14 protein-coding genes and 1 pseudogene are annotated in these 12,536 nt (G+C 70.7%); 8 read left to right on the forward strand and 7 right to left on the reverse strand.

Annotated elements, in window-relative coordinates; genetic code table 11:
* Nucleotides 1–65 precede the first annotated feature (65 nt).
* Genes ACWD04_RS29185 through amaP form a run of 5 tightly spaced genes read left to right on the forward strand, consistent with a single transcriptional unit; the run spans nt 66 to nt 2,400 of the window.
* Nucleotides 66–560 (forward strand): Asp23/Gls24 family envelope stress response protein, encoded by a 495-nt coding sequence (locus ACWD04_RS29185; protein WP_451136734.1) that lies wholly within the window; start codon nt 66–68, stop codon nt 558–560.
* 32 nt (nt 561–592) lie between these two features.
* Nucleotides 593–784, forward strand: coding sequence for a hypothetical protein (locus ACWD04_RS29190; RefSeq protein WP_451136735.1), 192 nt, complete (start codon nt 593–595; stop codon nt 782–784).
* The gene (locus tag ACWD04_RS29195) at nt 781–1,134 is read left to right on the forward strand and encodes a hypothetical protein (RefSeq protein WP_451136736.1); all 354 of its coding nucleotides are present in this window, start codon (nt 781–783) and stop codon (nt 1,132–1,134) included. Before ACWD04_RS29190 ends, ACWD04_RS29195 begins: the two co-directional genes overlap by 4 nt.
* Nucleotides 1,131–1,817 carry a DUF6286 domain-containing protein gene (locus tag ACWD04_RS29200; RefSeq protein WP_451136737.1) on the forward strand — a complete coding sequence of 229 codons (687 nt, stop codon included), beginning with the start codon at nt 1,131–1,133 and terminating at the stop codon, nt 1,815–1,817. The genes ACWD04_RS29195 and ACWD04_RS29200 overlap by 4 nt, the downstream gene beginning before the upstream one ends.
* Before the next feature lie 4 nt (nt 1,818–1,821).
* Nucleotides 1,822–2,400 (forward strand): alkaline shock response membrane anchor protein AmaP, encoded by a 579-nt coding sequence (gene amaP, locus ACWD04_RS29205; protein ID WP_451136738.1) that lies wholly within the window; start codon nt 1,822–1,824, stop codon nt 2,398–2,400.
* A 22-nt stretch (nt 2,401–2,422) separates the two neighbouring features.
* Here amaP and ACWD04_RS29210 read toward each other — a convergent pair whose 3' ends face one another.
* The 5 genes from ACWD04_RS29210 to ACWD04_RS29230 form a co-directional block, all read right to left on the reverse strand.
* Nucleotides 2,423–3,178, reverse strand: a complete 756-nt coding sequence (locus ACWD04_RS29210; RefSeq protein WP_451136739.1) for an SDR family oxidoreductase — start codon at nt 3,176–3,178, stop codon at nt 2,423–2,425.
* Between the two features lie 4 nt (nt 3,179–3,182).
* Nucleotides 3,183–4,976 carry a glycoside hydrolase family 15 protein gene (locus ACWD04_RS29215; RefSeq protein ID WP_451136740.1) on the reverse strand — a complete coding sequence of 598 codons (1,794 nt, stop codon included), beginning with the start codon at nt 4,974–4,976 and terminating at the stop codon, nt 3,183–3,185.
* 63 nt (nt 4,977–5,039) lie between these two features.
* Nucleotides 5,040–5,834: an SURF1 family cytochrome oxidase biogenesis protein gene (locus ACWD04_RS29220; RefSeq protein ID WP_451136741.1), complete on the reverse strand. Its 795-nt coding sequence runs from the start codon at nt 5,832–5,834 to the stop codon at nt 5,040–5,042.
* A gap of 67 nt (nt 5,835–5,901) precedes the next feature.
* Entirely contained in the window at nt 5,902–6,135 is a 234-nt protein-coding gene (locus tag ACWD04_RS29225; RefSeq protein ID WP_359476263.1) for a hypothetical protein, read from the reverse strand.
* Between the two features lie 63 nt (nt 6,136–6,198).
* Nucleotides 6,199–7,206 carry a DEDDh family exonuclease gene (locus tag ACWD04_RS29230; protein WP_451136742.1) on the reverse strand — a complete coding sequence of 336 codons (1,008 nt, stop codon included), beginning with the start codon at nt 7,204–7,206 and terminating at the stop codon, nt 6,199–6,201.
* A 142-nt stretch (nt 7,207–7,348) separates the two neighbouring features.
* On the opposite strand from ACWD04_RS29230, the pseudogene ACWD04_RS29235 reads away from it, so the two are divergent.
* Nucleotides 7,349–7,983, forward strand: a pseudogene (locus tag ACWD04_RS29235) (VIT1/CCC1 transporter family protein).
* A 9-nt stretch (nt 7,984–7,992) separates the two neighbouring features.
* Here the strand turns inward: ACWD04_RS29235 and ACWD04_RS29240 are convergent.
* Nucleotides 7,993–8,139, reverse strand: a complete 147-nt coding sequence (locus ACWD04_RS29240) for a hypothetical protein (protein ID WP_451136743.1) — start codon at nt 8,137–8,139, stop codon at nt 7,993–7,995.
* A 418-nt stretch (nt 8,140–8,557) separates the two neighbouring features.
* A complete protein-coding gene (locus ACWD04_RS29245) occupies nt 8,558–10,087 on the reverse strand; it encodes a S8 family peptidase (protein ID WP_451136744.1) in 1,530 nt (509 codons plus the stop codon).
* Nucleotides 10,088–10,402: 315 nt separating this feature from the next.
* Here ACWD04_RS29245 and ACWD04_RS29250 point away from each other — a divergent pair, with 315 nt between their 5' ends.
* Entirely contained in the window at nt 10,403–10,768 is a 366-nt protein-coding gene (locus ACWD04_RS29250; protein ID WP_451136745.1) for a DUF485 domain-containing protein, read from the forward strand.
* Nucleotides 10,765–12,405 (forward strand): solute symporter family protein, encoded by a 1,641-nt coding sequence (locus tag ACWD04_RS29255; protein WP_451136746.1) that lies wholly within the window; start codon nt 10,765–10,767, stop codon nt 12,403–12,405. The genes ACWD04_RS29250 and ACWD04_RS29255 overlap by 4 nt, the downstream gene beginning before the upstream one ends.
* The last annotated feature ends 131 nt before the right edge of the window (nt 12,406–12,536 follow it).

The following is a 12,536-nucleotide window of genomic DNA, read 5'->3' on the forward strand; positions in this document are numbered from 1 at the left end:
AACGGGGCAAGCGCACTTACTGTGGGCCACGGAAGTTCACTCCCGCCCCGAAGGGAAGAGCGGCGATGACCGAGAGCCCACAGCGGAACCGGCCCGACAGCCCCACCAGCGTGCCCGGCGGGGACGACGGCAGACAGAGCCAGTTGAGCAAGCGCGGCGGGGGAGCCCCGGCGACCCGTGGCCGCACCACCATCGCCGACGGCGTGGTCGAGAAGATCGCCGGAATGGCGGCACGGGACGTCGTCGGTGTCCACGCGATGGGCAGTGGCATCTCCCGCACGTTCGGCGCCGTACGCGACCGGGTTCCCGGGGGCAGCAAGTCCGTGTCCCGCGGCGTCAAGGCGGAGGTCGGCGAATCGCAGGCCGCCCTCGATCTGGAGATCGTCGTCGACTACGGCGTGGCCATCAGTGAGGTGGCCCGCGACGTACGCGAGAACGTCATCGCGGCGGTCGAGCGCATGACCGGCCTGGAAGTCGTCGAGGTCAACATCGCCGTGAGCGACGTGAAACTGCCCGACGAGGAGGACGACGAGTCCGAGTCCGAGTCACGCGTCCAGTAGACCGCCCACGCCCGGCAGTTGAGGAGCACACGATGAGCATGGCTGTGGTCGGCCTGGTGGTCGGCATGGCGCTCGGTTTCGCCGGGTACTTCGGCGGGTTCGGGGCCTTTTTGCTGGTGGCCGCGCTGGGCGCGGTCGGCTTCATCGCCGGCCGCTTCCTGGACGGCGATCTGGAACCCGGCGACTTCTTCCGGAGTCGCGAGCGCGGCGGCCGGCGACGGTGACAGGGGTGACAGGCCGGGTCGACGCGGCCGGGCGTGGGCAGACCCGGATCGCCGACCGGGTCGTCGCGAAGATCGCCGCGCAGGCGGCGAAGGAGGCCGTCGACGAGCGGCCCGAGGACGCCGCCGCACCGCGCGCCACCGTCACCGTCCATCGCGACACCGCACGGGTGCGGGTCAGCCTCGACCTCGCCTACCCCTGTGACATCGGCCGTCAGTGCGGGGCGGTGCGTCGTCGGGTGGCCGAGCGGGTGAGAGCGCTGGCGGGGATGGAGGTGCCTGAAGTGGCGGTGCAGGTCGAACGGCTGCATCCGTCGGGAGCGGGCACCGCACCGGAGGGGAGCACCCGATGAGCGAACCCCACGGCCCGGAGAACGGTACGCAGCGCCTGCCCACCGTCGAGCCGGAGTCACCCGGCGGCGTGCTCGAGGTGGACCGGTCCGCGTCCGGTTCGACCTACGAGCCCGCCGCCGTGCCGGAACAGCCGGGCGGCAGGACGGGCCGGTTCTGGTCCGGGCGCAGAATCCCCGCGGCGCTGGTCGCCCTGATCGTCCTCGGCGGCGCCGGACTCCTGCTCTACGACATCGCGGCGGTGCGGGCCGACCGCCCGGCCATGCAGTGGCGGCGCTCCGTCGCCGACGACCTGGCGAGCCGTCACCTCGACGACGTATGGGTCCTCGCGGGATCCGCACTGGCGGCCGCGCTCGGCCTCTGGCTGCTTCTCCTGGCCCTCACCCCCGGGCTGCGCACCCTGCTCCCCATGAGCCGCCGGCACGTCGGTGTACGGGCCGGGCTCGACCGGAACGCCGCCGGCCTCGTCCTGCGCGACCGGGCCGTGAAGGTGGCCGGAGTGCAGTCCGTACGGGTGAAGATGAGCCGGCGCAAGGCGACCGTGCGGGCTGTCTCGCACTTCCGTGAACTCGACGACGTCAGGGCCGACCTGGACACCGCGCTGGGTACGGCCGTCAGCGAACTGAGCCTGGTGCGGCCGCCCGGCCTCTCCGTGCACGTGCGCCGCCCGGCGAAGAAGGGGTGACCCCGTGACCAAAACCGTCAACCGGGTCCTGCTCGGCCTGGCAGGGCTGATCCTCCTCGTCCTCGGAGGCGCCGTCCTCGCGACGGGGCTCGGCCTGTCCGTACCTTCCTGGTGGCCTTTCGGCGGCAGGAACGACGTGCTGCTCAGCACGGCCGACCGGACCAGGTGGCGGGACGAGGGCTGGTGGTGGCCCACCGTCATCGCGGTCCTCGCCGTCCTGGTGGTCCTCGCGCTGTGGTGGCTCCTCGCCCAGCTGCGCCGCGGGCGCCTCGCCGAGGTGCTGGTCGACAGCGGCGACGGCGAGGGCGCACTGCTGCGCGGCAGGGCCCTGGAGGGCGTGCTCGGTGACGAGGCGGGTTCCCTGGACGGGGTGTCCGACGCCAAGGTCACGCTGACCGGCCGACGCACCGCCCCGCGGGCCCGGCTCCGGCTGCTGATGGAACCGCACGCGGCCCCGAGCCTGGCGCTGCGTGGCCTCTCCGAGGGGGCGCTGGCTCACGCGCGGACCTCGGCCGGGCTGGACGAGCTGCCCGCCGAGGTCCGTCTGAAGGCGGTCAAGCACCGCGCGGGCCGGGTGAGCTGACGGCCCGCCGCAGGCGGGGCCGTCAGAACCCGTGCCTGGCGCCGCCGTCGACCGGCACCATGATGCCCGTCAGATAGGAGGCGGCCGGGGAGAGCAGGAAGGCCGCGGTCTTCCCGAATTCCGCCGGGGTGCCGTAGCGGCGCAGCGGGATGCGCGCCTCGTTGGCTGTGCGGGACGCCTCGGCGTCGCCGGACAGGGCGTCCAGTTCGCGCACCCGGTCCGTGTCGATCCGGGCAGGCAGCACCCCGACGACCCGGATGCCGCGCGGGCCCAGCTCGTCGGCGAGGGACTTGGCGAAGCCCGCGAGGCCGGGGCGCAGCCCGTTGGAGATCGTCAGGCCGGGGATCGGCTCGTGCACCGACCCCGACAGGACGAAGCCGATGACACCGCCCTCACCGAGTGCGTCCGCCGTCGTACGGGCCATACGGACGGCACCGAGGAAGACCGACTCGAAGGCCGACTGCCACTGATCGTCCGTGTTGTCGGCCAGGAAGCCCGGCGCGGGGCCGCCGACGCTGATGAGGATGCCGTCCAGCCGGCCGAAGTGTTCCTTCGCGGCGTCCACCAGGCGCCGGGCGGCCAGGGGGTCGGCGTTGTCCGCGGCGAGTCCGACCGCGTCGGGGCCCACTTCGGCGGCGGCGTCGGCGGCGCTCCTCGCATCACGGCCGGAGATGATCACCTTCGCGCCGTCGGCGGCGAGCGCGTGCGCGGTGGCGTTGCCCAGCCCGCGGGTCGCACCGGTGACGATGTAGACACGGTCCTTCAGTCCAAGATCCATGGCCCTATCCTGCCAAGTCCTCACCGGCGAGGTCGACCGCGCTGTTCACCAGGCCGATGTGGCTGAACGCCTGCGGGTAGTTACCGAGCTGGCGGCCGGCCACCGGGTCGTACTCCTCGGCCAGCAGCCCGACGTCGTTGCGCAGGTCCAGCAGCCGGTCGAACAGCACCTCCGCCTCGTCCCTCCGGCCCGTCCGCAGCAGGGCGTCGACCAGCCAGAACGAGCACGCGAGGAACGCCCCCTCGTCACCGGGGAGACCGTCCACCGACACGCCTTCGGTGCTGTAACGGCGGATCAGGCCGTCGTGGGCGAGCTCGTCGCGCACCGCGTCGACCGTCCCGATCACCCGGGGGTCGTCGGGCGGCAGGAAGCCGGCGCGCACGATGAGCAGCGTCGAGGCGTCCAGCTCCCGGGACCCGTAGTACTGGGTGAAGGTGTTACGCACGGGGTCGTAGCCCTTCTCGCAGACCTCCGCGTGCACGGCGTCCCGCATCACCCGCCACCGGTCGGCGTCGCCGGGCAGCTCCGGGCTCTCCTCCAGGGTGCGCACCGCACGGTCGGCCGCGACCCAGGCCATCACCTTGGAGTGCACGAAGTGGCGGCGCTGCCCGCGGACCTCCCACAAGCCCTCGTCCGGCTCGCGCCAGGTGGATTCCAGGAATCCGAGCAGACTGAGCTGCAGATTCCAGGCGTGCGGCTTGTCGTCGAGCCCGGCCTCGCGGGCCACCCTGAGCGAGTCGATGACCTCGCCGTACACGTCGAGCTGCCTCTGCCGCACCGCCGCGTTGCCCGTGCGGACCGGCAGCGAGTTCTCGTAGCCGCTCAGCCACGGCAGTTCCGTCTCAGGGAGCCTGCGCTCGCCGGCGAGCCCGTACATGATCTGGAGGTCCGCGGGGTCACCGGCCACAGCCCGCAGCAGCCAGTCCCGCCAGGCGGCCGCCTCCTCCACGTACCCGGCCGAGATCATGGCGCCCAGGGTGAGAGTGGAGTCCCGCAGCCAGCAGTAGCGGTAGTCCCAGTTCCGTACGCCCCCGATCTCCTCCGGCAGCGAGGTCGTGAGAGCCGCCACGATCCCGCCGGTGGGGGCGTAGGTGAGCGCCTTCAGGGTGATCAGGGAACGGAGTACCGCCTCCCGGTGCCTGCCTCGGTAGGTGCACCGGGCCGACCACTTCGCCCAGTCGGTGAGGGTGTGCTTCAGCGACTTGTGAGGGTCGATCAGCTTCGGGCGGGCGGAGTGCGAGGGGTGCCAGGTGACGACGAACGCCACGGACTCGCCCTCGGTGACCGTGAAGGAGGAGCACGTGCTGAACTGCTGGCCCCACGTCTTGACCGGCGGTTCGCTGCGCAGCCAGACGGAGTCGGGGCCCGCGACGGCCACCCGGTGACCGTGCGAGCGGCGCATCCACGGGACGACGGAGCCGAAGTCGAAGCGGAGCCGCAGGACGGAGCTCATGTCGACGCTGCCGCTGACGCCCTCGACGATCCGCATGACGTCGGGGGCCTTGTCGCGCTGCGGCATGAAGTCGATGACCTTGACGGTCCCCGTCCTGGTCTCCCAGAAGGTCTCCAGGACCAGGGAGTCGCCCACGTAGGCGCGCCGGGTGCAGGTGTCGGTGCTCTCCGTGCCTTGGGGGGCGATGCGCCAGTGGCCGTTCTCCTCGTCGCCGAGCAGGGCCGCGAAGCAGGCGCCCGAGTCGAAGCGGGGCAGGCACAGCCAGTCGACAGAACCGTTCCTGCCGACCAGGGCGGCCGTCTGGAGATCGCCGATGACGGCGTAGTCCTCGATACGTGGGGTCACGCTGTGGCGTCTTCCCGAACCTGGGCCCCGCTAAGCAGCGGAACCTGTGCGAAAGGACCGCCTTCAGGCGGTGGCCGGCTCCGGCTGCGCCGCGGTCTCGCCGCCCCTGGCGGCCTCTTCGCGGTCGCGCTTCTCACGGCGTACGAGAATGATCCAGCCGACAGGGACCCCTGCGGCGAAGAGCCACCACTGGACGGCGTACGCCATGTGCGGGCCGATGGAGCTGTCGTCGGGGGCGGCGATCGTCTCGGGGCTGCCGTCGGCGGGGTCGGGGCCGGTCAGCTCGAGGTACCCGCCCAGCACCGGGCGGTCGAGCAGGTGCGACTGCTGGGTGCTGTTGATCAGCATCACCTGGCGGTCCGGCAGCCCCTCGAGGTCCTTGATACCGCTGGCGCTGGTCGTCTCGTCCGCCTTGAGCCGGCCCGTGACGGTGATCTCGCCGCTCGGCGGGGCGGGGACCTCGGGGAAGGCCTTCTGGTCGTCCGCGGCCGGAACCCAGCCGCGGTTGACCAGGACGGTGCCGCCGCCCTTGAGGTTCAGTGGAGTCAGCACCAGTACGCCGATGCGCTCGTCCCGCGAGGTGCGGCGGCGCACGACCACCTCGTGTTCGGTGTCGAACGTCCCGGTGGCCGTCACGGCACGCCAGTAGTCGGAGCGGGGAATCGTGTGGCCGGGAGAGGTGAGGCGGGTGACGGGGGCGGGGTCCGCCTCGAGGTTCCGTGTGATCAGCGCATTCTGCTCGACCCGGTGTTCATGCCGGTGGAACTGCCAGAAACCCAGCTCCACCATCGTGGGAATCATGGCGAGGACGAGGAGGGTGAGAATCACCCACTGCCGGGTCAACAGGAAGCGGTACACCCCATGACCGTACAACTGAGGTCATGGGGTGCGGCACGGAGGGTCCCCGTGCGTACGGGAGGCCCCGTCATACTTTGTCCACGATGCCCGCCCTTCCCTCGGCGCGGGCGCAGTGGCCGCCGCAGTACCAGTGGCCGTCGACCTCGACGCCCTGGCCGATGACCTGGACCCGGCAGTGCTCACAGATGGGCGCCATGCGGTGAATGGCGCAGGAGAAGCAGTCGAAGACATGAATCGCGCCCTGCGCGTGCACCTCGAAGGACATCCCGTAGTCGTTTCCGCAAACCTCACAACGTGCCATGCGCCACAGGGTGGGACGCCGGGCGGCGGCGGGCGAGCCGGCGCGGGGCGAGTCGCCCCCGGTTCACTCCGATGACGGTGACGGCTTCGGTACGGCGACCGCCCTGGCCGGCGCCACATCCCTCAGCAGATGGGTGAAGGCGCTCTCCTCCAGGACCGGGGTGCCGAACGACTTCGCCTTCACCGTCTTGGACGTGGCCGAGTCCGGGTCATTGGTGACGAGCAGGCTCGTCAGCCGCGACACGCTGGTCGCCACATGCAGACCGGCCTCGACGGCTCGGTCCTCCAGGAGCTCCCGGTCGATCGAGGTGTCTCCGGAGAAGGCCACACGCATGCCCTGCATGAGCGGTTTGTCCGACTCGTAGCGTCCGGGATTCGGATACGGGCACGCGGGGCGCTTGCGGGAGGGCCGCCAACTGCCCTGCCCCTGCGACGGCCGGTAGCCCGCACGCGGGGCGACCGGGGAGTCGGACCACTCCGTCAGCGGCAGGCACTCCAGCAGCGGCAGCCGCACCCCGTCCCTGGCCGCCGCGTGCAGACTCGGCCGGAACGCCTCGGCCAGCACCCGGGCGTCGTCGAGCGCGTGGTGCGCGCGCTGCTGCACCACGCCGAAGTGCGCGGCCAGCGACGCCAGCTTGTGGTTGGGCAGGGGGAGCCGGAGCTCCTTGGCGAGCGCGATGGTGCACAGCCGCTGCTCGACGGGCACGGTGACCGCCGCACGCGCGTACTCCCGGGCGATCATCGACCAGTCGAACGCGGCGTTGTGGGCGACGAGCACCCGCCCGGCGAGCCGTTCGGACAACTGCGCCGCGACCTCCGGGAAGAGCGGCGCGCCCTCCAGGACATCGCTGGTCAGTCCGTGGATCCAGACGGGACCGGGATCCCGCTCGGGGTTCACCAGCGTGTACCAGTGGTCCTCGACGTCACCTCTCGCGTCCAGTCTGTACACGGCAGCGGAGATTATCCGGTCGTCGCGGGCGAGTCCGGTGGTCTCCACGTCGACGACCGCGTACCCCTGGGGATACGCGGCCGGCCACGGCGCTGCGGTCTGACGGTCGTCGAGCATGGTCACAGAGAATACGGGCCGGTACCGACAGCCACCTATCCGGGAGTCCGCGGCCGTGAACGCGACGACATCGTCCAGCAGTTGACCGCGACGCCGGAAACGCGGATCGCGGACGTCCCCGGGAAGGGCGCGGTGGGACGCTCCCCGGGTGACCGGGACAGAGGCGCAGGCTCACGACGAACCCCACCGGGGCGGGCTCGGCACCCGGCTCAACTGGCTGCGGGCCGCGGTGCTCGGTGCCAGCGACGGTGTGGTCTCCACCGCCGGTCTGGGGCGGCCGGCGAATACGTGTCGGTGTCCACCCAGGTGGCTCCGAGAAGGCCGCTCTGGCGACGGAGAAGCGGGAGCTCGAGGAGGCACCGGCGGCAGAGCTCGCCGAGCTGACCGGACTGCTGGAGGAGCAGGGGCTGAGCAGCCGGCTCGCCCGGGAGGCAGCCGTCCAGCTCACGCAGCGCGACGCGCTGCGCGCGCACGCCGAGGTCGAGCTGGGCTCGACCCGGACGAGCTGACCGATCCGTGGCATGCGGCGGGGGCGAGTTTCCTGGCCTTCACCGTGGGCGCGCTCCCGGTGATCGTGCTTTCGCCGTTTCTCGGCGCGGCTGCCCGTCCCCGTGGGTGCCGGTGCTCGCCGCGCTGGTCCTCACGGGGTGGTGGAGCGCGCGGCTGGGCGAGGCACCGGTGGGGCGGGCGGTGCTGAGGAACGTGGCCGGGGGAGCGGTGGCCATGGCGGTGACCTACGGGGCGGGGGTGCTGCTGGGGGCGGCGGGGGCGGCGGGGGCGTGAGGGCGGGCCCTACGTGTCCGGCAGAAGGCGCTCGGGCGGGAAGAGTTCGGTGCCGGTGGTCCTCGTCCCGAAGCCGATGTGGACGGTGAGGTTCTCAAGACCGGCCAGAGGAGCGAGATCCAGGGGATCATCAGCGGGCGTCCCGTACAGGTACACGTGTGTCAGGGCCGGCAGCTCCCGCAGAGGCTCCAGACGGGTCCGGAAGAGGCAGCGGTCGGGTTCGTGGCGAGCCGTCCCAGGTCGGGGCGGGTCGTCACCGTGCGCCGCAGCGCATCCTCGTAGACGTCGAGCTGCTCGCGCTGAATCCCGGACTGGCCGCAACCGGCCTGCGTACGACTTCTGGAACATGCTGACCTGCCTGGCCGCCGCTGTACCTGCTCCTTCGGGGCGCTCAGCGGGCCGTACCGGAACCGACGCGGGGTGAGGGCACCCACGGGGTGATCCAGGCGGACGCCCCCGAGCAGTCGACGCCCACGGCGCTTGGAGGTCCTCATCGAGCGGTAGCCGTAGCCGCAGCGCCGTACCTCGTACGAGAGGGGCCGGGGACAGCTGTGCCCGGCCCCTCTCCCACGCATTACCTGCGGACCGCGTCCAGCGCGTCCACGACACCGGCTCCGTAGAAGCCGTTGTACTGCTTACCGCCCTCGCAGACGGCGTCGACGGTGCCGTCACCGTCGATGTCGTACGGCGCGCCGCACGCGGTGGCGTCGGCCTGATGCGTCAGCAGTGACTTCACCCCGGCCGCCGAGGCGCGCGGGTGGGTCGACTTGATCAGGGCCGCTACACCCGCGACGTGCGGGGATGCCATCGACGTGCCGGCCTTGTAGCCGAATCCGCCGCCGGGCAGCGTGGACAGGATCAGACCGTTGTCGGCCGGCGCCTCGGGCGCCTGGTAGCGCGTCGAGTCACCGCCCGGGGCGGCGACGTCGACGACCCCGAGACCGTAGTTCGAGTACGAGGACTTGAGGGTCTTCGCGCCGGTCGCGGAGACCGTCACGACACCCGGCAGCATGGTCGGGATGTCGGGGCAGGCGCTCGGGTCGACCGTGCGCGTGACCGGCGTCGTGTCGTTGGGGCTCGTCGAGTCCTCGATGGCGTCGAGGGCCAGGTCGTGGTCGGAGTTGCCGGCCGCGGCGACGTTGACGACGCCCTTGCCCTCCGCGTAACGGGTGGCGCGGGTGACCGACTCGACCAGGGCGCCCTGGTCCGGGTCGTTCTTGCAGTTGAACAGCCACGGGTCGGTGTAATAACTGTTGTTGGTCACGTCGACGCCGTGCTCTGCGGCCCAGACGAAGCCGCAGACGACGGCCTCGGTGTAGAAGAATCCGGCCGGCGTGGACACCTTGATGCCGGAGACCTTCACACCGGGTGCGACGCCGGTGATGCCGGTGCCGTTCTTCGCCGCGGCTATGGTGCCGGCGACGTGTGTGCCGTGGTCGCTCTCACCGGCCGCGGGCCGCCAGGCGCCGTCCGTGGTGTCCGGGGCGCCGGACACACAGTTCACCGAGGCCTCGCGGTCGAAGTTCGCAGCGAGGTCCGGGTGCGTGTCGTCCACACCCGTGTCGATGACGGCGACCGTGACCTTGCTGCTGCCGAGCGACTTCTCGTGCGCCTTGTCCGCCTTGATGGCGGGCAGGTCCCACTGCAGGGGCTCCAGCGGGTCCTGGCCCGCCACCGCGTCCTCGGAAGCCGCCCGCGCCTGCGCGGCGGTCAGGGGCTGCTCGACCCCGATGTCCTTCGTCGCCTGCGGAACGATCGGGTTGGTGCGTGTGGCGCCGGCCGACTGGACGCCCTTGGCCTTGCGGATCGTCGCGCCGAAGTCCGGGTTCTGCGAGTGGACGACGATGACGCCGATCTTGTCGTACGACGTCACGACGGTTCCGCCGGCCGCGGATATCGCCTTCCGTACCTGCTTGACGGTGCCGTGACCCGCCCGCGTGTTCACGACGTACGACAGCTGGGGGCCGTCCGTGCGAACCGCCGCCGGCTCGTCCGCGGGTGCCGCGGCCGCGGTCCCGGTCGGGAGGAAGCCGAGCGAGGCCGTGAGCGCGAGTCCGACGGGCAGCGTGAGCACGCGAGTCCGTCTGGATGCCAGATGAGCCATGGGTTCTCCACATCATCCGTGCCGGTGGAGCCGGACACAGGCGTGTCCGGTCCGGTACATGACCAGTGAAGTTATCGCTGATCTTCCCGTCGCACCAACGGATACGAGCAAGTGAGTTCGAGGTGTGACCTCCCGGAGCCGCGTCCACATGACTCGGCCGGAGAAGACCGAACCTGCGGTGAACCGCCTCGTCACGCTCTCCGTGCCGTTGCACAGGGAGTCGTGCATGTACCCCCCCCCGCAACCCGACAGCGCAGAGGACTCCCCGTGAAATCCACCGTTCCCACTACCGCACCCGCGTCGCGAGGAGAATCCGTGGCCACCGAAGCACCGCCGCCCCAGAGCCCTGAGGACGGCAGTCCCGTCCAGCCCACGACCGAGGCGTTCCTCGAGGCGCAGAACAGCGCGGAGTTCGCCGAACTGCGCCGCTCCCACCGCTCCTTCGCCTTTCCGCTGACCGTCGGCTTCATCGCCTGGTACCTGCTGTACGTGCTGCTGTCCAGCTACGCCGACGACTTCATGAGCAAGATCGTCTTCGCGAACTTCAACGTCGCCTTCGTGTTCGGCCTCGCGCAGTTCGCCACCACGTTCCTCATCGCCTGGTTCTACTCGCGCCACGCCACGAACAGGCTCGACCCGCAGGCGGCGGCCATCAAGTCCCGTCTGGAGGCCGACGCATGAGCGCCGGGTACGCATCGCACACCGTGATCCAGTTCGCCGCGTCGTCGTCGACGACCGAGCACCGGCCGCTGATCATCAGCCTTTTCGCGGTCTTCGTCGCGGCGACCCTGGGCATCACCGTCTGGGCCGGCCGGCAGACCAAGAGCGCGTCGGACTTCTACGCGGGCGGGCGGCAGTTCACCGCCTTCCAGAACGGCCTCGCCGTCTCCGGCGACTACATGTCGGCGGCGTCCTTCCTCGGTATCGCCGGTGCCATCGCCCTCTTCGGCTACGACGGCTTCCTCTACTCCATCGGCTTCCTCGTCGCCTGGCTCGTCGCCCTGCTGCTCGTCGCCGAACCGCTGCGCAACTCGGGCCGGTACACCATGGGCGACGTCCTCGCCTACCGGATGCGGCAGCGGCCCGTACGCACCGCCGCGGGTGTCTCCACCATCGTCGTGTCGATCTTCTACCTGCTGGCCCAGATGGCGGGCGCGGGCGTCCTCGTCTCGCTGCTGCTCGGCATCACCAGCGACGCGGGCAAGATCCTCATCGTGGCGCTGGTCGGCGTCCTGATGATCGTCTACGTCACCATCGGCGGCATGAAGGGCACCACCTGGGTGCAGATGGTCAAGGCCGTGCTGCTCATCGCGGGCGCGCTGCTGATGACTCTCATGGTGCTCTGGAAGTTCGACTTCAACGTCTCCGACCTGCTGGGCACCGCGGCCGAGAAGAGCGGCCACGGCGCCGCGTTCCTGGAGCCGGGCCTCAAGTACGGCGTCACCGACATCTCGAAGCTGGACTTCATCTCCCTCGGCATCGCGCTCGTCCTGGGCACAGCGGGCCTGCCGCACATCCTGATCCGCTTCTACACCGTGCCGACCGCCAAGGCCGCACGTAAGTCGGTCAACTGGGCCATCGGCATCATCGGCGCCTTCTACCTGATGACGATCGCCCTCGGTTTCGGCGCCGCGGCCCTGATCGGCCCGGAGGAGATCAAGGCGAAGAACCCGGCAGGCAACGCGGCGGCACCGCAGCTGGCCGAATACCTCGGCGGCGTGGGCACCACGGGCGGCGCCATCATGCTCGCCGTCATCTCGGCCGTCGCCTTCGCCACGATCCTCGCCGTCGTAGCGGGCCTCACCCTCGCCTCCTCGTCCTCCTTCGCCCACGACATCTACGCCAACGTCATCCGCAAGGGGAAGGCCACGGAGAAGGAGGAGATGCGCGCCGCGAAGTGGGCCACCGTAGCCATCGGTGTCGTCTCCATCGCACTCGGCGCGATGGCGCGCGACCTGAACGTCGCGGGACTCGTGGCCCTGGCCTTCGCCGTCGCCGCGTCGGCCAACCTGCCGACCATCCTCTACAGCCTTTTCTGGAAGCGCTTCACCACCCAGGGCGCACTCTGGTCCATCTACGGCGGTCTCGCCACGTCCGTCTTCCTGGTGCTGTTCTCCCCGGTCGTCTCCGGGAAGGCCAGCTCGATGTTCCCGGATGTGGACTTCGCCTGGTTCCCCCTGGAGAACCCCGGCCTCATCTCCATCCCGTTGGGCTTCCTGCTCGGCTGGGTCGGCTCGGTCCTCTCCAAGGAGGTGCCGGACAAGGGCAAGTACGCCGAACTCGAGGTCAAGTCCCTCACCGGCACCGGAGCCCACTGACCCGCCTGCCGCACCTTGACGGGGACCCGTCGTAGAGACCTACGACGGGTCCCCGTGGCATCTCGTGACAACCGAGCCCCCTCGATGTCACAGGTCTCGCGTACTCTCGGAGACGTCAGACCGCAAACGCG

Source organism: Streptomyces sp. NPDC002911, assembly GCF_053591835.1.

What these genes read in the sequence shown, in the direction of transcription:
- ACWD04_RS29185 (WP_451136734.1), top strand. Translation starts at nt 66, where the DNA reads ATGACCGAGAGCCCACAGCGGAACCGGCCCGACAGCCCCACCAGCGTG.
- ACWD04_RS29190 (WP_451136735.1), top strand. Translation starts at nt 593, where the DNA reads ATGAGCATGGCTGTGGTCGGCCTGGTGGTCGGCATGGCGCTCGGTTTC.
- ACWD04_RS29200 (WP_451136737.1), top strand. Translation starts at nt 1,131, where the DNA reads ATGAGCGAACCCCACGGCCCGGAGAACGGTACGCAGCGCCTGCCCACC.
- ACWD04_RS29210 (WP_451136739.1), bottom strand. Translation starts at nt 3,178, where the DNA reads ATGGATCTTGGACTGAAGGACCGTGTCTACATCGTCACCGGTGCGACC.
- ACWD04_RS29225 (WP_359476263.1), bottom strand. Translation starts at nt 6,135, where the DNA reads ATGGCACGTTGTGAGGTTTGCGGAAACGACTACGGGATGTCCTTCGAG.
- ACWD04_RS29245 (WP_451136744.1), bottom strand. Translation starts at nt 10,087, where the DNA reads ATGGCTCATCTGGCATCCAGACGGACTCGCGTGCTCACGCTGCCCGTC.
- ACWD04_RS29255 (WP_451136746.1), top strand. Translation starts at nt 10,765, where the DNA reads ATGAGCGCCGGGTACGCATCGCACACCGTGATCCAGTTCGCCGCGTCG.